19 protein-coding genes are annotated in these 17,246 nt (G+C 71.1%); 13 read left to right on the forward strand and 6 right to left on the reverse strand.

The features are described from left to right. Positions 1-105 precede the first annotated feature (105 nt). Entirely contained in the window at positions 106-3,552 is a 3,447-nt protein-coding gene (locus ACBJ59_RS49250) for a tetratricopeptide repeat protein (protein ID WP_375116947.1), read from the reverse strand. Between the two features lie 108 nt (positions 3,553-3,660). Further along, positions 3,661-4,353, reverse strand: coding sequence for a response regulator transcription factor (locus tag ACBJ59_RS49255; protein WP_357891132.1), 693 nt, complete (start codon positions 4,351-4,353; stop codon positions 3,661-3,663). A gap of 175 nt (positions 4,354-4,528) precedes the next feature. On the opposite strand from ACBJ59_RS49255, the gene ACBJ59_RS49260 reads away from it, so the two are divergent. The 11 genes from ACBJ59_RS49260 (at position 4,529) to ACBJ59_RS49310 (ending at position 10,625) form a co-directional block, all read left to right on the forward strand. Then, entirely contained in the window at positions 4,529-4,780 is a 252-nt protein-coding gene (locus ACBJ59_RS49260) for a MoaD/ThiS family protein (protein WP_375116948.1), read from the forward strand. Positions 4,781-4,876: 96 nt separating this feature from the next. Continuing rightward, positions 4,877-5,542 (forward strand): DUF2993 domain-containing protein, encoded by a 666-nt coding sequence (locus ACBJ59_RS49265; RefSeq protein ID WP_375116949.1) that lies wholly within the window; start codon positions 4,877-4,879, stop codon positions 5,540-5,542. 37 nt (positions 5,543-5,579) lie between these two features. Beyond that, on the forward strand, positions 5,580-6,092 hold the full coding sequence (locus ACBJ59_RS49270) for a sigma-70 family RNA polymerase sigma factor (protein WP_364119857.1): 513 nt from the start codon (positions 5,580-5,582) through the stop codon (positions 6,090-6,092). Then, entirely contained in the window at positions 6,092-6,967 is an 876-nt protein-coding gene (locus tag ACBJ59_RS49275) for an anti-sigma factor family protein (RefSeq protein ID WP_375117057.1), read from the forward strand. Before ACBJ59_RS49270 ends, ACBJ59_RS49275 begins: the two co-directional genes overlap by 1 nt. 73 nt (positions 6,968-7,040) lie before the next feature. Continuing rightward, positions 7,041-7,460 (forward strand): thioredoxin family protein, encoded by a 420-nt coding sequence (locus tag ACBJ59_RS49280; protein WP_364119855.1) that lies wholly within the window; start codon positions 7,041-7,043, stop codon positions 7,458-7,460. A 72-nt stretch (positions 7,461-7,532) separates the two neighbouring features. Continuing rightward, positions 7,533-7,616, forward strand: a complete 84-nt coding sequence (locus ACBJ59_RS49285) for a putative leader peptide (RefSeq protein ID WP_350668905.1) — start codon at positions 7,533-7,535, stop codon at positions 7,614-7,616. Positions 7,617-7,676: 60 nt separating this feature from the next. Next, the gene (locus ACBJ59_RS49290) at positions 7,677-8,090 is read left to right on the forward strand and encodes a DUF4395 domain-containing protein (protein WP_364119852.1); all 414 of its coding nucleotides are present in this window, start codon (positions 7,677-7,679) and stop codon (positions 8,088-8,090) included. Further along, a complete protein-coding gene (locus ACBJ59_RS49295; RefSeq protein WP_364119849.1) occupies positions 8,087-8,926 on the forward strand; it encodes a sulfurtransferase in 840 nt (279 codons plus the stop codon). Before ACBJ59_RS49290 ends, ACBJ59_RS49295 begins: the two co-directional genes overlap by 4 nt. Beyond that, on the forward strand, positions 8,926-9,231 hold the full coding sequence (locus tag ACBJ59_RS49300) for a DUF1416 domain-containing protein (protein ID WP_364119846.1): 306 nt from the start codon (positions 8,926-8,928) through the stop codon (positions 9,229-9,231). The genes ACBJ59_RS49295 and ACBJ59_RS49300 overlap by 1 nt, the downstream gene beginning before the upstream one ends. Positions 9,232-9,318: 87 nt before the next feature. Continuing rightward, positions 9,319-9,879 (forward strand): RNA polymerase sigma factor, encoded by a 561-nt coding sequence (locus tag ACBJ59_RS49305; RefSeq protein WP_375116950.1) that lies wholly within the window; start codon positions 9,319-9,321, stop codon positions 9,877-9,879. Next, complete coding sequence (locus tag ACBJ59_RS49310; protein ID WP_364119840.1) at positions 9,876-10,625, forward strand: methylated-DNA--[protein]-cysteine S-methyltransferase; 750 nt, start codon at positions 9,876-9,878, stop codon at positions 10,623-10,625. The genes ACBJ59_RS49305 and ACBJ59_RS49310 overlap by 4 nt, the downstream gene beginning before the upstream one ends. Here ACBJ59_RS49310 and ACBJ59_RS49315 read toward each other — a convergent pair. Next, positions 10,604-11,155 carry a helix-turn-helix domain-containing protein gene (locus ACBJ59_RS49315; RefSeq protein WP_375116951.1) on the reverse strand — a complete coding sequence of 184 codons (552 nt, stop codon included), beginning with the start codon at positions 11,153-11,155 and terminating at the stop codon, positions 10,604-10,606. The genes ACBJ59_RS49310 and ACBJ59_RS49315 overlap by 22 nt on opposite strands. A gap of 228 nt (positions 11,156-11,383) precedes the next feature. Here ACBJ59_RS49315 and ACBJ59_RS49320 point away from each other — a divergent pair, with 228 nt between their 5' ends. Then, entirely contained in the window at positions 11,384-12,643 is a 1,260-nt protein-coding gene (locus ACBJ59_RS49320) for a hypothetical protein (RefSeq protein WP_375116952.1), read from the forward strand. Here the strand turns inward: ACBJ59_RS49320 and ACBJ59_RS49325 are convergent. From ACBJ59_RS49325 to ACBJ59_RS49335, 3 genes are read right to left on the reverse strand one after another with little or no spacing between them, the layout of a single operon-like run. After that, positions 12,633-13,769: a hypothetical protein gene (locus ACBJ59_RS49325; protein ID WP_375116953.1), complete on the reverse strand. Its 1,137-nt coding sequence runs from the start codon at positions 13,767-13,769 to the stop codon at positions 12,633-12,635. The genes ACBJ59_RS49320 and ACBJ59_RS49325 overlap by 11 nt on opposite strands. Positions 13,770-13,773: 4 nt before the next feature. After that, the gene (locus tag ACBJ59_RS49330; protein WP_375116954.1) at positions 13,774-14,427 is read right to left on the reverse strand and encodes a hypothetical protein; all 654 of its coding nucleotides are present in this window, start codon (positions 14,425-14,427) and stop codon (positions 13,774-13,776) included. Next, positions 14,427-15,089 carry a hypothetical protein gene (locus ACBJ59_RS49335; RefSeq protein WP_375116955.1) on the reverse strand — a complete coding sequence of 221 codons (663 nt, stop codon included), beginning with the start codon at positions 15,087-15,089 and terminating at the stop codon, positions 14,427-14,429. The genes ACBJ59_RS49330 and ACBJ59_RS49335 overlap by 1 nt, the downstream gene beginning before the upstream one ends. Before the next feature lie 170 nt (positions 15,090-15,259). On the opposite strand from ACBJ59_RS49335, the gene ACBJ59_RS49340 reads away from it, so the two are divergent. Next, complete coding sequence (locus ACBJ59_RS49340) at positions 15,260-17,206, forward strand: hypothetical protein (RefSeq protein WP_375116956.1); 1,947 nt, start codon at positions 15,260-15,262, stop codon at positions 17,204-17,206. Positions 17,207-17,246: the final 40 nt, after the last annotated feature.

Here is a 17,246-nt window from a genome sequence, read left to right on the forward strand (position 1 = left end):
ATCCGGATCACCTCCGATTGGAGTAGCTGGTGTCACCAGCTAACGGGGCAATCCAGAAAAGATCTGCGACCTCAATACCGAGATTTCACGACTTTTATCGGCGATTCACGTGAAATCCCGGAGTTCCTCCGACACTTGCTGGGCCTCGAAAACATCGCCGACTTCTTCGAGCGTCCGCACCGCGTCCCGGAGATACGCCACCGCCGCCCCCCGCCGCCCGAGCCTGGCCGAGATCAGCCCGAGCGCCCGCAGCGCGCACCCGAGGTCCCGCCGCGTCCCGCACTCCAGGTGCACGTCCCTGGCCTGCCGCGCGTACACCAGCGCCTCGTCCGCCCGGTCCAGGTCCAGCAGCACCATGGCCAGGGTGGTGAGCGCCGCCGCCCAGCGGTCCCTGGTGCCGCTCTCGTTCTGCAGCTCGACCGCCTGCCTGGCCAGCTCCAGGGCCTCGGCCGCCCGCCCCGCCGGGTGCAGCGCCTGCGCCATCGACAGCAGCGCGCTGGCCCGGTTGTCGCGCAGCTCCTCCCTGATCGCCAGCGCCGCCCTGGCCGCCCGCAGCGCGGACTTGTGCCGGCCGAGCGACAGGTACGTGTACGTCAGCGTCTCCTGCACGTCGGCCTCGGCCCGCCGGTTCCCCATGCCCTGCACGATGTCCAGGGCTTCGAGCGCGTACACGAAGGCGACCTGCGGCAGTCCCTGCCGCCGCCGCACCCGCGCCAGCCGGTTGAGCATGCGGGCCTCGACCGGCTCGTCGCGGATCACCCGGCTGATGGTCAGCGCCTGGTTCAGGTAGTCGTCGGCCCGCAGGTAGTCCGACAGCCGCCAGTGCACCAGCCCGATGTCGCCCAGGGTCTCGGCCTTGCCCTGCTCGTGGTGGAGCTCGACCTGTACGGCCAGGGCCTGCTCGTAGTAGGCCAGCGCCTCGTCGTACCGGGAGCCGTTGCGCGCGATGCGGCCGAGCGCGCACAGGGCCCGGCCGCAGCCGTACTGGTCGCCGGTCGCCGTGTACCCGGCCAGCGCCCGTTCCGCGTCGCGCTGCGCGTCGTGCTGCAGCCGCAGCAGGTCGTAGATCTCGGCCAGGCACAGCAGCGTCTCGGCCTCGGCGTGCTCGTCGCCCAGCTCGTGGCAGATCGACAGCGCCTCCAGCCCCTCCGACAGGGCCGCGTTCGGCTCGCCCAGGTTCTGCTGGACGCGGGCGAGGATGATCAGGCTCTGGGCGGTGCCGCGCCGGTCGCCGAGCTCCTCGCGCACGTCGAGGGCCTGCCCGGCGTGCTGCAGGGCCAGCTCGTACCGCTCCTGGGACAGGTGCAGCCGCGCGAGCGTGTGCAGGCAGCTGGCCACCCCGGCCAGGTCGCCGATCCCCTTGTAGAGGTCGAGCGCCTCACCGGCGTACCGCAGCGCGTCCTCGCTGTTGCCCGCGATCCCGTGCACCTCGGCCAGGTCGTTGAGCGCGCGTGCCTGCCCCACGCCGTCGCCGAGCGAGGCGAAGTCGGCCAGCGCCTCCCCGATGAACCGGGCCGCCAGCGTCGAGGGCCCGATGTCCCGGTGGATCGAGCCCAGGTTGCTGCGCATCTGCGCGATGGCCCGCCGGTTGCTCACCTGCATCGCCGAGGTCAGGCCGCCCTGCTGGACCTCCAGGTTGTTCTCGTAGTACCGCAGCCGCCGGAACGGCTCGAACACGGCCTCCGCCAGCCGCCAGGCCATCCCCTGCGCGCCGCTCTCCTCGGCCAGGCGCACGGCCGAGACCAGCGAGCGCCGCTCGGCCTCGAACCACTCGCGCGGCGTGCCGGGGTCGGTCGCCATCGCCAGGTAGTGGTCGAGCAGGCGCGCCCTGGCCTCCCGCACGCCCGCCTCGGCGTGCCGGCCCAGCTCCCTGGCCAGCCGCTTGACCAGGTCGTGCACCCGATAGCGCGGCCCGGGCAGCGGCTCCACCAGGTACGCCCGGTGCAGCCCCTCCACCGCGATCACCGCCTCGCTCACCGGCACGCCGAGCGCCGCGGCCAGCACCTGCGGCGTGAAGTCCCGCCCCGGCAGCAGCCCGACGTGCCGGAACGCCCGCCGCTGCGCCGGGTTCAGCGACTCGTACGCCAGGTCCAGCGCCGACCTGAACGCCTCCTCGGGATCGCCCACCAGCAGCCGGTCGGGCCGGCGCAGCTCCTGCACCCGCGTCTGCACGCTGAGCCCGGGGTTCTCGGCCAGCTTGGCCGCCGAGATCCGCAGCGCGAACGGATGGTACGAGCACACCCGCGCCAGCTCGGCCAGCGCGTCCCGGTCGGCGGCCCGCGGCGAGTCCTCCCCGAGCACCCCCACCAGCAGCGCCACCGCGTTGCCCGGATCGAGCACCGGCAGGTCCATCAGGTCGGCGTGCCCGGTGGCGCGCAGCGGCGCCATCCGCGTCCTGCTGGTCACCAGCACCACGCAGTCCTTGCTGCCCGGCAGCAGCGCTCGCACCTGCGCGGGGTCGGCGGCGTTGTCGAGGATGAGCAGCAGCCGGCGCCCGGCGATCCGGCTGCGGTAGAGCAGCATCAGCTCGGCCTCGTCGGCGGCCGGCATGTGCTCGCCGACGCCGAGCGAGCGCAGGATCTGCCCGAGCGCCTCGGCGGGGTTCATCGGCGGCAGGCTCGGAGACTGCCCCCGCAGGTCGATGACGATCTGCCCGTCGGGGAACCGGTCGGCGTGCACGTGCGCCCAGTGCGTGACGAGCGCGGTCTTGCCCACGCCGGGAAGGCCCTGCACGACCATGGTGTTCGTCCGCCGGGGCCGATCGAGCCAGGCGGTGAGCAGGTCCAGGCTCTGCTGGCGCCCGGTGAAGTCGGGCACCGCGGCGGGCAGCTGGCGCGGCTTCGGCACCTCGATCGCCGGCAGCGGCTCGGCGGGGCCGCCGGGCCGGGTCAGGAACGGCGTCACCCGCCCCTCCCAGGGCGCCGACAGGTGCTCCCAGCTCCCGGCGGCGGCCCGCAGCGCGGACGGGTCGGCGATCCGCAGCCGCCGGTAGCCGGGCCGGACCAGCCACCTCCGCCGCACCCACTCCCCGAGCTGGCGCTGCACCACGTCGGGGGAGCTGCCCACGAGATCGGCCAGGGTCTCCATGGACAGCGGGGGCGCCGACTCTGAGGCCAGCCCGTACCGCTCGTCCAGGTGCAGCAGCCACACGGCCAGCCGGGCGGCGACGGGGGCGCGGGCCAGGGCCTCGTGCCTGCGGGCGGCCATGTTCCTGGCGAACATCTCCTGGATCAGCGCGTTCCCCACGGCGGTGCTGCCGGAGGCGTGCTCGCGCAGCCGCCGCAGGTCGATGGGCCAGAGGCGTACCTCGGTCAGCGCGTCCACCTTGACGCGGTCGGCGGGGCTCCAGAAGGCCAGCTCGCCGACGAGGTCGCCGTCGCCCCGAAGGTCGTGCACGGTCTCGCGCTCGCCGCTGGGGCCGTATTCGCGGGCGTAGCCGTAGTCGATGACGTAAACGCGGTTGGCCGGCCGCAATGGCGAGCAAATCACCTCGTTACGGCGGTAAACACGCGGACGGGCGCCCTCGTCCACCAGCGACCTGAACAGACCCACCCCGAACACCACCAATCTGGGACGGCGGTGTCCTCGACATGACAGGCGTGCTTCAGCCCGTACGACGACCTGTCACATCAGTGGAGCGCAGCGGGAACCGGCTGTCAATCAGACGTTGGCGGTGTCGGTGCGGTCGGGGACGAAGCGGTAGCCGACGTTGCGGACGGTCCCGATCAGGGACTCGTACTCGGTGCCGAGCTTGGCGCGCAGCCGCCGCACGTGTACGTCGACCGTCCTGGTGCCGCCGAAGTAGTCGTAGCCCCAGACCTCCTGCAGCAGCTGGGCGCGGGTGAACACCCGGCCGGGGTGCTGGGCGAGGTATTTGAGCAGCTCGAACTCCTTGAACGTCAGGTCGAGCACCCGGCCGCGCAGCCGCGCGGTGTAGGTGGCCTCGTCGATCGAGAGGTCGCCGCTGCGGATCTCGTCGGGCACGTCCTCGGTCGCGGCCTGCGAGATGCGGCCGGTGGCCATGCGCAGCCGCGCCTCCACCTCGGCCGGTCCGGCGCTGTCGAGCAGCACGTCGTCCACGCCCCACTCCGCGGTCATGGCGGCCAGCCCGCCCTCGGTCACGATGACCAGGAGAGGGCAGTCGATGCCGGTGGTGCGGATCAGCCGGCAGAGGCTCTTGGCCTGCACGAGCTCCTTGCGCGCGTCGACGATGACCGCGTCGGCGGGTGGGGTGTCGATGAGAGCGGACGCCTCAGCGGGAGCGACGCGGACCGAGTGGAGCAGCAACCCCAGCGCCGGCAGCACCTCGGCGGACGGCTCGAGGGCGTTGGTCAGCAGGAGCAGGTTGCTCATTACGGCCTCCTCAAACACGCAAGGACCCGGGGGCTACGTCGCCCAGGTCCTGTAGGGAGGATATCCCACGAGTTAGTCGCGTCCATTGCGCGTCCACCAGGTGAACAGCGCGTCTCCTGGAACAAGCTTGTTAAGGGCGCCGCACAATAGAGCGGAAACCGATTGTGAGGCAGGCATGGCCACAGGAAAGATACGTTATTGGGCGGCGGCCAAGGAGGCGGCGGGTGTCGCGGAGGAACCGTTCGAAGCGGTCACTCTTGGTGAACTAATGACGAAAATCACACAAAATCGTGCAGATCTGGCGCGAGTGATGCTCCGCTGTTCGTTCCTCGTGGACGGTTCCCCGGTCGGGAAGCGCGCTCATGACGAGGTGATCCTCGGCGACGGCGCGACCGTGGAGGTGCTGCCGCCGTTCGCGGGTGGCTGAGCGGCCGGCGGCGCCACCGGGTGAGCGGGCGGATCGCGGGGGAATGAGACAGGCCAGTCGGTAGGCTCTTGACCCCCGCTCAAGACAGGGAGCCCCATGCGCAAGCTGATCATTTTCCTGATCGTGCTCATCGTTCTCCTTGTCGCCGTCGATCGGGTCGCGGCGGCCGGGGTCGAACGGGATCTGGCGAACAGGATCGCGGCGGCCTCCGATCTCTCCGGCACACCGACCGTGACAATTGAGGGCATCCCATTTCTCACGCAGGCCCTCTCGGGCCGCTATCCGGAGGTACGGTTCAATCTCGGCACGTTCACCTACGGCGACGTGCCGGTGCGGAACCTGCGGGGCGCCGCCTACGACGTCACGGCCCCCCTGGCCGACATCATCCAGAACAGAGCCAACATCCGGGCGGGTCGCGTGGCCATCAGCGGCACCCTCACCAGGGCGACCATCGACAAATACGCCCCGCGCGGGGTGAAGATCGGCGGCAACGGGCAGCGGCTCACGGCGTCGGGCGAGGTGATGATGGGGGTGAACAAGGTGAAGTTCAACGCCGAGATGCGGGTCGTGATCGCCGACGGGGGCATCAGGATCCAGGCGGAGAAGATCCAGGGCGTGCCCGACCAGTTCGCGCGCCTCGTCTCCTACACCATCCCGTTCAAGGGCGATCTGCCCTTCGACGTGAAGGTGACCAGGGTCAGGAGCGTGGCCGAGGGATTGGAGTTCTCGGCCGAGGCGACTGACGTGCCGATCCGTGGATGAGGTTGAACCGCTCCGTCCCTCCGTACGTGATGAGAGCGTGAGAGCAGCGGGCACCGCCGATGAGGAACTTGTGAAGACCCTCTTCGACGAGCACGCCGGGCCGCTCTACGGCTACGTTCTGCGACTGACCGGTGACTCCGGCAAGGCCGAGGACGTCGTCCAGGAGACCCTGTTGCGGGCCTGGCGGCATCCCGACGCCCTGTCTGACCGGCCGATCCGGGCGTGGTTGTTCACGGTGGCCCGCAACCTCGTCGTCGACCAGCATCGCGCCAGGAAGGCCAGGCCGCCGGAGATCGGCGACGAGGCCCTGGCGGTCCTGCCGGCCGACGACGAGCTGGAGCGGGCGGTCGAGTCGTGGGCGGTGGCCGAGGCGCTGGCCGCGCTGCGGCAGGAGCACCGTGAGGTGCTGCTGGAGGTCTACTACCGGGGGCGATCGGTGAAGGAGGCGTCGGCGACGCTGGGGATACCGCCGGGCACGGTGAAGTCCCGTACGTACTACGCGTTGCGCGCGCTCAAGCTGGCGCTCGAGGAACGGGGGCTGGCACCGTGATGACGTGCGAGGAGGTGCGGATCGCGCTGGGCGCCCACGCGCTGGGCGCGCTCGATCCGGAAGAGGCGCTGGAGATCGACCACCACCTGGCGACCTGCGAGGCGTGCGGCGCCGAGCTGCTGGAGCTCGAAGGCGTGACCTCGTTCCTGGGCAAGGTGTCGGAACGCGACGTCGAGCTGGTGGCCAGCCCCCCGCGCCAGGTGCTCGACCGGTTGCTGAACGACCGCGTCAGGCGGAACAGGCGCGGCCGGATCCTCATGGCCGTGGCCGCCTCCGCGGCGGTGCTGGTGGTGGGCGGCACGGTGTGGACGGCGATCCAGACCAGGTCGGCCAATGAGAGCTCGGCGGCGGCCCCCGCGGCGGCGCGGTCGGCGGGGTCGGCGGAGTCCGACACCCGCGCGCAGCAGGACCAGAGCTCCGCGCAGCTGGCCCAGCCGTTGAGGAGCACCGCGCCGTCCCGGAAGGTGGTTCCCTCCCAGAGCCCGGCCCAGAGTTCCGCGCCGGAGACGCAGGCCGATCTCCCGCCCTCGGAGCAGCCGCTGAAGGCGGCCGAGGGCCGCGAGTTCACCGGCGCGAACAGGGCCGCCGACTACCGCGCCACCGTCCTGGCCTGGCCCACGGACGCGGGCACGGAGCTGGGCGTGCGGGTCAGCGGCGTGCCGGTCGACACGACCTGCAGCCTGGTCGTCGTCGGCGTGGACGGCACGCGCGAGCCCACGGAGAGCTGGGTCGTCAGCCGCGAGGCCTACCAGGACCGGGCGGTCTTCCGGCGGGAGACGACGAAGACGATGCGGGAGATCGCGAGGTTCGAGATCGTCGACGGGGCCGGCAAGGTGCTGGTCGAGGTGCCGCTGCGGAAGCAGGCGCGGAATTGACCCCAGATGGACGCGGAAGTGATCCCGACGAGCGCGCGGAAGTAAACGCGGTGCCGCGCGGTTGCACCTGACGATGACGGGATTGTGGGTGGCGCTGGCGACGCTGGCGCTCGGGACGGTGATCGGGGTGGTCCGCCTGCGCCGCGACGGACGGGTACGCGAGGCGGGCGGCGGGCGGCTGTCCGCCGCCGACCTCGGCTCCGGGCTGGGGGAACGGGCGACGCTCGTGCAGTTCTCGACCGCGTTCTGCCAGCCGTGCCGGGCGACCCGCCGGGTGCTGGCCGACGTGAGCGCGCTCGTGCCGGGGGTGGCCCACGTCGAGATCGACGCCGAGTCCCGGCTCGACCTCGTACGCCGGCTGGACATCATGCGCACGCCCACCGTGCTCGTGCTCGACGCCGCGGGCACCATCGTCAAGCAGGCCGCCGGCCAGCCGCGGAAGGCCGACGTCCTGGCCGCGCTGGCGGCTGCCGTACCGGATTCCCGTCTGTGAGCCGTCTCACAAGTTGTCTCACCAACCGGACGAGATGTGACAGATGACGAGACGCCGAGTAGTGTCGTGGCCATGAACCCGTCGACAGAGCTGCTCACGAAGCGGCGCGCGGTTGATTTCTGCCGCGTGGCCACCGCGCTCTGTCGCGCTGCCTGAGGACGATCTCGCGCGGACACCAGATCCGCCCCAAATCGACCCCTTCAGGAGCATCCCGCGATGCGTGCCGATCCTAGAGCGCTGCGCTTCGGCGCGGCCGTAACCACCCTGGTCCTCGCCTCCGTCCTGGTGACGGAGAGTTCCTGGCTGCTCGCCGTCCAGGCGGTGGTCTTCGCGATCGGCGCGGCATGGCGCTCGCCGTACGCGATGCTCTTCAAGGCGCTCGTCCGGGGCACTCCCAAGGTGACCGAGGATGCCCGCCCGCCCCGCTTCGCCCAGGGGGTCGGGCTGGTCTTCGCGGTCGCGGGGCTGGCCGGATACCTCGCCGGGATCACGCCGCTGGCCCTGGTGGCCACGGCGGCGGCTCTTCTCGCCGCCTTCCTCAACGCAGCCTTCGGATTCTGCCTTGGCTGCGAGATGTACCTGCTCATTCGCCGTCTACTGCCCGCCGCCAAAATGGAGGTATCCCAATGAGCCGCTCCGCCGCCCTGGTGGACGCCGACTGGGTCGAGGCCAACCTCGACACGCCCGGAGTCGTCCTCGTCGAGGTCGACGAGGATGTCAGCGCCTACGACAAGGGCCACATCCGTGGCGCCGTGAAGGTCGACTGGCGCCAGGACCTGCAGGACCCGGTGCGCCGCGACTTCGTGGACAAGACCGGTTTCGAGGCCCTGCTGTCCGACCGCGGCATTTCCAACGATGACACCGTCGTGCTCTACGGCGGCAACAACAACTGGTTCGCGGCCTATGCCTACTGGTACTTCAAGCTTTACGGCCACCAGAACGTGAAGCTGCTCGACGGCGGGCGCAAGAAGTGGGAGCTCGACTCGCGCGAGCTGGTGCGTGACGTGCCCGAGCGGCCCAAGACGCAGTACGTCGCGCAGGAGCAGGACTCCGCGATCCGCGCCTTCCGCGACGACGTGGTGGCCGCGATCGGCAAGCTCAACCTGGTCGACGTGCGCTCGCCCGACGAGTTCACCGGCAAGCTGCTCGCCCCGGCCCACCTCCCGCAGGAGCAGGCCCAGCGCGGCGGCCACGTGCCCACGGCCCGCAACATCCCGTGGTCCAAGGCGGCCAACGACGACGGCACCTTCAAGTCCGACGACGACCTGCGCACCCTCTACCAGGAGGCCGGCGTCAACTTCGGCAAGGACACCATCGCCTACTGCCGCATCGGCGAGCGCTCCGCGCACACCTGGTTCGTGCTGCACGAGCTGCTCGAGCAGTCCAACGTGAAGAACTACGACGGTTCGTGGACCGAATACGGCTCGCTCGTGGGCGTGCCGATCGAGCTGGGGGAGGCCCGCTGATGTCGACTGCAGCACAGGGTTGCGGAGCGCCGGAGCAGACCATCGCGCTGCCGGCCGGGATCGATCTGTCCAACCAGGCCGTGATCCAGGGTGTGGTGACCGGCGCCGGCACCGCCTACGCGCGGCTGCTCGACCACTCCGGCGAGTTCACCGGTGAGGTCGTCGTGTCCGACGAGGGCGTCTTCCGCTTCTTCGCCGCCCCCGGTGACTGGACCGTCCGCATCATCGCGGGCGGCGGCGTCACCCGGGACGTCCAGGTCGAGGCCAAGCTGGGCGAGGTCGCCCAGCTCGCGGTGGCCGTCTGACCCGAGACAACGTGAAAGAGGCCCGCGTCCGCCGGACGCGGGCCTCTTGCGTGCAACGGGTCCGGGCCCGCCGGTGTTGTAGTGGACGTGAGTGAAATCGACTGTCTCGACCCGGTGCGCAAGGCGCTGCTCGACGACCTCGACGAAGGGTTCGCCGAGCTCTACGGCACCTACCGCGGCCTGGTCTTCTCGACCGCGCTGCGGCTGAGCGGGCGCTGGGCGGACGCCGAGGACCTCACCGCGGAGGCGTTCCTGCGGGCCTACCGGGCGCTGGCCGGCTACGAGCGCGACCGGGTCGCCGAGCTCCAGCCGCGCGCCTGGCTGATGACGATCCTCATGAACATCTGGCGCAACTGCGCCCGTACGAAGTCCCGCAAGCCGCCACCCGACCTGCGGGACGAACCCATCGAGGCCGTCGACCCCAACGAGGACGTCGAGGCGGCGGCGGTGCGCCGGGAGACCGGCGACGAGCTGGCCGAGCTGCTCGGGCTGCTGCCCGCGGAGCAGCGGGCCGCGGTCGTGCTCAGGCACGTCGTGGACCTGCCGGTCGCCGAGATCGCCATGGTGCTGAAGATCCCGCAGGGGACGGTCAAATCGCACGTCTCGCGAGGGCTGAGGCGGTTGCGCGCACTGGGAGGTGCCCGATGACCCAGGATCCACTGCTCGCCGGACTCGCGGCACTGGCCGCCGAACCGCCGGAGGGGCTGCTCGACCGGATCGCGGCCCGCTGGGTACGCGTGCCGGGGCCGATCGGGGAGCTCGCGGTCGCGTTCACCGACCAGGGCGTGGCCTACGTGCACGCCGGGGAGGGGTTCGCCGAGACGTTCAGGAAGCGGTTCGGCCGCCCGCTGCTGCCCGCCGCGCGCCCGCCCGCCGGCCTGCTGCCCGCGCTGCGCACGGGCCGGACGTCCGGGCTGCGGCTGGACCTGCGCGGCATGAGCGACTTCCAGCGCGACGTGCTGGAGGCGGCGCGGACCATCCCGCGCGGCGAGGTACGGCCCTACTCGTGGATCGCGGCGCGCGTCGGGCGGCCCAAGGCCGTGCGCGCGGTGGGCACGGCGCTCGGCCGCAACCCGGTGCCGCTGCTCATCCCGTGCCACCGGGTGACCAGGTCGGACGGCGTCGCGGGCGACTACGTGTTCGGCTCGGCGGCCAAGGAGCGGCTGCTGCTGGCCGAGGGCGTCGACCTGGACCGGGTCCGGGCGCTGGCCGGGGAGCGGGTGTTCTACCTGGCCAGCGACACGACCGGCGTGGTCTGCTTCCCGACCTGCCACAACGCCCGGCGCATCACGCCCGCCCACCGGCACGGCTTCCGCAGCATCGCCCAGGCCAGGGCCGCGGGCTACCGCCCGTGCCGCACCTGCCGCCCGGCTCAGATCGGCTTGACCGGGTAGCGCATGAGGAGGGTGGCCCGGACGATGTCGGGGCCGTGGGCCCGGTAGCCGTGGGGCACGTCGGACATCCACGAGATGTGGTCGCCCGGCCGGGCCGTGAGCGGCTCGTGGATGGGGCCCGCGCTGAGGATGCCCGTGAAGACCGTGACGTGCTCGCTGACGCCCTCGTGGTGGGCGGGGGAGGTCTGGGTGAGGCCGGGCGGGACGCGTACGCGGTAGAGCTCGTACGTGACGCGGTCGTCCTCGAACACCTCGAGCAGCTCGGCCTCCATCGCCGTGCCGCGCATGATCTGCGGCTCGGGCGGCGCGTCGAGTATCGCCCCGATCGGCACCCCGAGCTGCGCGGTGATCGCCCAGAGCGTCTCCAGCGTGGGGCTGCGGCTGCCGGTCTCCACGCTCGACAGGAGCGCCTTGCCGATGCCGGCGCGCTTGGCGAGCTCGGAGAGCGAGACGCCGCGCGCCTGTCGCAGCCGCCGCAATCGATCTCCCACCAGGCGAGGATCGGTGTCGATCGCGGGTTGCGGATCCATACCGTCATGCTGCCGCACGTGCAGGGCTTCGGGGCCGCCTTTCGCGGCGGATAATCCATTTGTCACTGCGCAGGCGGTGACACGTGCCCGTCCGGGATCAAGGTGCTGGTAGAGCGCTTTCGGGAGTTGCGGCTGCGGTACGAGGGACAGACCGATACGATTCCACAGATGTCCGGTTCGTCAGGTGTGATGGCGCCCCCGCGACCTGGGCCTACGCCGGCTCAGCGGATGCCGTCGCCGTACTCGCTGCCCCTGCACGCACTACGCCTGGCGGGGAAGTGCGCCCTGCCCTTGATCCTCTGGTTCTCCGTCGGCGAGCTGGTGCGCTGGGTGGTGATCTACGTTGCCACCGAGATCTCGCACGGGTCGTGGTGGCAGGCCCGCCTGGTGGCGACGCTGGCGCTGGTGACCGTGGTGATCCTGATCTCCATGACCGTCACCACCGGCATGTTCCTGGCGCTGCGCAACGCCCTGTGGGAGACCCGGGCCCGCAGGCAGGACGGGCAGGAGGACGAGCGGTTCTGGGTCTCGCTCAACCGGGTGGCGCCCGCCTTCGCGGTCATCTACCTGGCCTGGGAGCTGTACTACCGGGACGCCGCCGACTTCTACGCGATGGACCGCTTCCACAACCTGGACGACGACTTCTACACGACGGTGCTCAACAACGTCGCCAAGGGCACCGACGAAGAGGTCACGTACGGGATGGGCCTGGTCGGCCTGGACTGGAAGGTCTCGCTGGGCGCCATGGTGGTGACCTTCGGGCTCCGGGCGCTGTTCTCCCGGATGGTCGAGAAGGGCTCGGGGAAGTTCGCGGGGGTCGCCTCCGCCTTCGCCGAGTTCGCGTTCGTCTTCTGCGGCCTGAACGCCATCTTCACCTTCACCCAGCTGCGCGGGGACTGGGCCTCGCACCGGGCCGTCGTGAGCGGCGCGACCGAGGCGTGGGAGCACGCGAAGGAGAACGTGCCCGGGTGGGAGGCCTTCTGGGGCTGGGTGGGGGAGATGTGGCCGCACGTCATCGAGGCCCTGGCCGTACCGCTGACCTGGCTGGCGATCGCCGTGCTCATCTTCGGCACCTCCATCGACGACGCCCGGCGGGCCCTGCGCGGCACCCGGCTGGAGAAGGGCATGGACAAGCTGGAGGGCACCCACGACGTCACCCAGCGCGCCGTGGACCGGGCCATCGGCGGCTTCATGGAGCGCTGGGTGCCCGTGGTCAACGCCTTCCGGATCACGATCAGGGGCGGGATGGCGCTGTTCGGCTTCACGTGCCTGCTGTACTCGGGGCTGCACGTGGGCGGCCAGTACCTGGACCGGGCCGTGCGCACGCTGATCGGCTCCGACGTCGAGTACATGTGGCTGGTGGCCAGCAAGCCCGTCGTCTTCATCGGGGACCTGCTGGTGACCTGCCTGAGCTACTGCGTGCTGGCCGCCGCGTTCGACATCGCGGCGACCAGGGCCCGGCTCCGGGGCGAGGACATCACCGCCTGAACACCAGCACGTCCTTGTGCTTCCGCTTCTCCTGCTCCGCCGGGTCCGTCGGGACCGCGAGGAGCTGGTCGGTCGGCGTGTCGGACAGGTAGGTGGTGTTCGGCCTGAGGTGCAGCTCCACCTGGCCGGCCACCGCCTTCGGCACGACGGCGACGGCCTCGTACGTGTAGGGCTTGCCGACCACGGCGTCGTCGATCGCGACGTTGTCCTCCGCGACCTCCACCTGCCAGGAGCGGTCCTCGCGGTCCCGCAGCTCCAACTCGGGCTTGCCGGTGAGCTTGATGCCCGTGGCGTCGACGCCCTTCCTGGTGATGATGATCTTCAGCCATTGCCTGTCGGGCGCGGTGGTCCTGGGCGCCTCCATCGGCTCGATCGCGGCCTTCCACGACACGTGCTCGAACGCCAGCTCCCCGCCCTTCGGGACCACGTGCTCGATGTCGGACGGCTGGCCGCTGCGGTAGAAGATGAACGCGTCCACGGTCGGGGCGCCCACCCCCACGAGGAAGGCGACGAGCGCGCCCACGCCGAGCAGGAGCGTACGCGTCCGGCGCGGCGGCGTCGGTGCGGCGGCCGGTGGGCCGGCGGCCGGCGGCTCGGCGGGTGGCGAGGCGGGCGGCTCGGCGGGCAGCTCGCTGGATGGCGAGGTGGGCGGCTGGACGGGCGGCGGGACGGGCGGCTGGACGGGGGGCGGGACGGGCGGCTGGACGGGGGGAGACTCGCGCGGGCTCCGGGGGCTGTCGCCCTGCGCGCCGAACGAGTTGCCCAGGGTGTGCGCGCCCATGCTCCGGCGCGGCACGGGGCCCGCGCTGGGGACGGCCGGGAGGGGCTGCGTCTCGCCGCCCGGCGGGTCGGGGTGCGGGGCGGGCGGCCAGACCTGCTGGTCCGGGTGCGGATCGTCGCTGCGCCGGGGCGGCATCATGGGGACGGGCTGCGGCCGCTGCCCCCGTGCCCGGGGCTGTGGCGGTTGGCCGTACTGAGGAGGCTGCGGCCGTCCGGGCTGCGCGTGCCGCGGTGCGCGGGCCGGAGGCGGCTCGCCGGCGTCTTCGGGGTGGGCGGGCTGGGGAGGTTGGGACGGCTGGCCGGAAGGGGGCGCGAACCAGTCGCGGTCGGGTTCGTTCTGGCTCATGGCCTTACTTCTTCTTCTCGTCCATGTCGAAGACCTCCGCGGGCGAGGAGGTGAGTTGCTTGGCGGCGGCCTCGTCGATGCCGAGGTCGATCTGCGCCTCCGGCGGCAACGGCTCGCTGTAGAGGGCGGCGACCGGCAGCTCGAACACGGCCTGCGCGCCCGGCAGCGCCGAGGCCGGCACCTCGAACACGAACCTGCCGGTGGTCCACCACCCCGGCTGGATCCACGGATACGCGAGCGTCTTCTCGCTGTCGACCTTGTCGGTCGCGGTGAACTTCTTGCCGTCGGCGGTCAGCAGGGTCGGCTTGCCCAGGTGCAGCGGCTTCTTCGGCACCGTGGCCGCGGCCTCGACCACCAGGAAGAGCTGCTCCGTCGGTATGGTGTCGTCGCCCGCCTTGATCGTCTTCGCCGTGGAGACGTTCTGGACCCGTACGGAGAAGCGGCCCGCGTCGACGTTCTCCCCCTTGGCCCCGGTATACGTGAGCGGCATGCCCCGATCGTCACCGGAGAGATAGATCGACTGGACGGCGACGGCTCCGGCGGCCAGCACCAGTCCCGCGATGACGTGCAGCGCCCTCGCCCCGCCCCCGCCGCGGGTCGCCTGCCTGCGGGACCGGGCGCCGCGTGGCGCGACGGAGCGTTGCTCGGTAGCGGTCATCACGCCCCCTGCGTCCGGACCGGCAGGGTGATCTTGGCGACCACCTTGTCCCCTTCCTTGTCCTCGAGCACGTCGGTGGGCTCGCTCTCCAGGAACCACGCGGACGTGTCGGTGAGGCCGTTGCGCAGCAGCTCGAACTTGCCGATGTCATAGCTGACCTGCTTGGGCGGCGGTGTCGTGCCCGGCAGCTCGTAGCGCGCCACCACGGTGGCCGCGATCCCCGGGTGCAGCTGGGAGGACTCGACGCCCTTGGAGAGCACGAAGAGCTGGCCCCCCCACTTCGACTTGATCTCCGGGTTCATCCTCAGCAGCGTGCTGCCGAAGCTGAAGCCGCCGCTCTTGTCCCTGGGCAGGCCGCCCACGTGGATGGTTTCGTCGGTCTTGTTCGTCACTTTGAACACCACGTCGAGGTAGCGCTTGTCCTCGGCGAACTCGTTCTCGGCAGGCTTTAACGTGATCTTCGACTCGATGACCTGCGTGTCGAACTGCCCCTGGTCCAGGACCTGCCCGGGCTTCAGTTGCGGCGGCGCCGGGTCGGGCCGCTCCTCCAGACCGCCCAGCAGGGCGGTGATACCGATGGCTGTGACCGCCACCAATGCCACGGCGGGCACCACTACCGGGCGTCTGGGCTTGTCAGTGCTCCCGCCGGAGGGTTCCGTCATGGGTAAGGATGGTAATAGGTCTCGCTTGTCCCATCTGCCGCAATGCTCCCATCGGACTGGTCGAATTGCCGAGAAACCCTGCCGCTACCGGGCTTGTAGCTCATACGCTGTCACGGAGCGGAAAGGGCTGACCCCTACTCCTAATGACATATCGGCGGCCGGAGGGTCACGTGACGGACGTGCATCCCGAGCATGCCCAGCTCCAGGCGGACCGCATCTACCTGGGCTGGCAGTACATCCTGCTGCATCCCGACCCCGGTCCCCCGCCCAGACGCCCCTCTCCCGCCGAGGAGCCGTCCGCGGCGGCCGAGCAGGACCCCGCGCAGCTGGAGATGTTGCGCCGCGAGCGGCTCCAGGAGGACATGCTCAACCGGCCGGTGCGGCTCGTCCGCCTGTTCATGCTGGTCCTGACCGTCCTGATCCTCGCGGCCGCCCTGTCCGGCTACCTCGCCTGGTCCTTCGCGCTGGTCGGGCTCGTGGCCGCCGGCGGCGTGGCGGGCATCTGCAGCTACGCGCTGCTGCAGGGGGACCGGGCGGTCAAATACCGGGTGCTGGAGCAGCAGGCCAGGAATGAGCGGCAGCGCCAGGAACGTGACAAGGAGCTGTTCCGGGCCCAGGAGGAGCACGCCCAGCGCTACCGGGAGTGGCAGGAGTCGAAGGAGCGGCACGACCGGCAGCTCACCTGGTACGCCGTCGCGGTGCCCGACGAGATCGACCGCATCGACGTGGCGGGCGGCACCTTACCCGGATGGTCCGCACTGGTCACGCTGCTCGGGGCGACGCGGCTCTACAGCGGTGGCCACCTGACCGTGCTCGACCTGTCCGAGGGCGCGATCGCCAAGGACCTCATCGAGCTGGCCCGCAAGGGCGGCGACGACCCGCTGGTCTGGGTGCTGCCCGTCGACCTGCCCAAGCTCGACCTGGGCGCCACGCTGAAGCCCGAGGCGTTCGCGGACGTGCTGGCGCACGTGGTGAGCGTGAGCGAGGAGCACCGCACCACCCGCGACCTCAGCTTCGACAACGCGATCCTGGAGCGGGTGCTGGAGGTGCTCGGGGAGAACGCCACGATCAGCCAGGTCACCGCGGCGCTGCGGGCGCTGGCGCAGGTGGGCGACCCGCGCGACGACCTGAGGTTCGGGCTGATCACCGCGACCCAGCTGGAGCGCATCGGCACGCTGTTCGGGCGGGGGGTCAGCGACCGCGTGGTGATCGAGCGGGCCTGGGCGCTGGAGTCGCAGCTGCGCAAGCTGGAGACGCTCGGCACCGAGGCCGTACGCCTGCCGCCGGCCCGGCTCCGGGTGGTGAGCATGGACCGGCAGGCGGGCGTGTTCGGCAACCGGGTGCTCGGCACGTACGTGGCCACCGCCCTGACCCACATCCTGCGCCAGTCCGCCGCCTCCGACCGGCCCTGGTACCACACGATCATCGTGGCCGGGGCGGACAAGCTCAGGGGCGACGTGCTCGACCGGCTGATGGACGCCTGCGAGACCTCCCGTACCGGCCTTGTGCTGACTTATCGGTCTTTGACGCCGACCGTGCGCGAGCGGCTCGGCAGAGGGCACGCCGCGGTCGCGTTCATGCGCCTCGGCAACGCCGAGGACGCCCGCGTCGCCAGCGAGCACGTCGGCACCGAGCACCGCCTGGAGCTGGCCCAGCTCACCGAGACGATCAGCGACTCGCTGCCGGGCCTCGACGGCGGCTACACCTCCACGATCGCCCAGTTCGACGACGAGCGGGAGGATCGCGACGAGAACCACGCGGACCTGGCGGGGGACATCACCGAGTCCACCGAGTGGGGCAGGACCGCCGACAAGATCTCGGAGAAGGAGCGGGTGCTGCAGCGCTCGCGCGAGTTCCTCGTCGAGCCGCACCAGCTCCAGCAGCTCCCCACGACGTCCGTGATCGTCACGGACGCCACCGCCCAGGGCCGCCGCGTACGCCTCGCCGACGCGAACCCGGCCATCCTCACCTTCCCCAAGACCACCCTCGGCGAACTGGAGGACGTGCGCGAGGCCGTGCTGGCCCTCGATCCCAGGGACGGCGACGGCGACGCGGAGCCGCCACCGAACCTCGGGCCACCACCGCCACGCCTGGACTGGCGCAAGGGCAGGCAATGACATGGTCAATGTCAAGGTGACGAGCTGACGGTTGGCGGAA

Source organism: Nonomuraea sp. MTCD27, from assembly GCF_041950495.1.
GTDB lineage: Bacteria > Actinomycetota > Actinomycetes > Streptosporangiales > Streptosporangiaceae > Nonomuraea.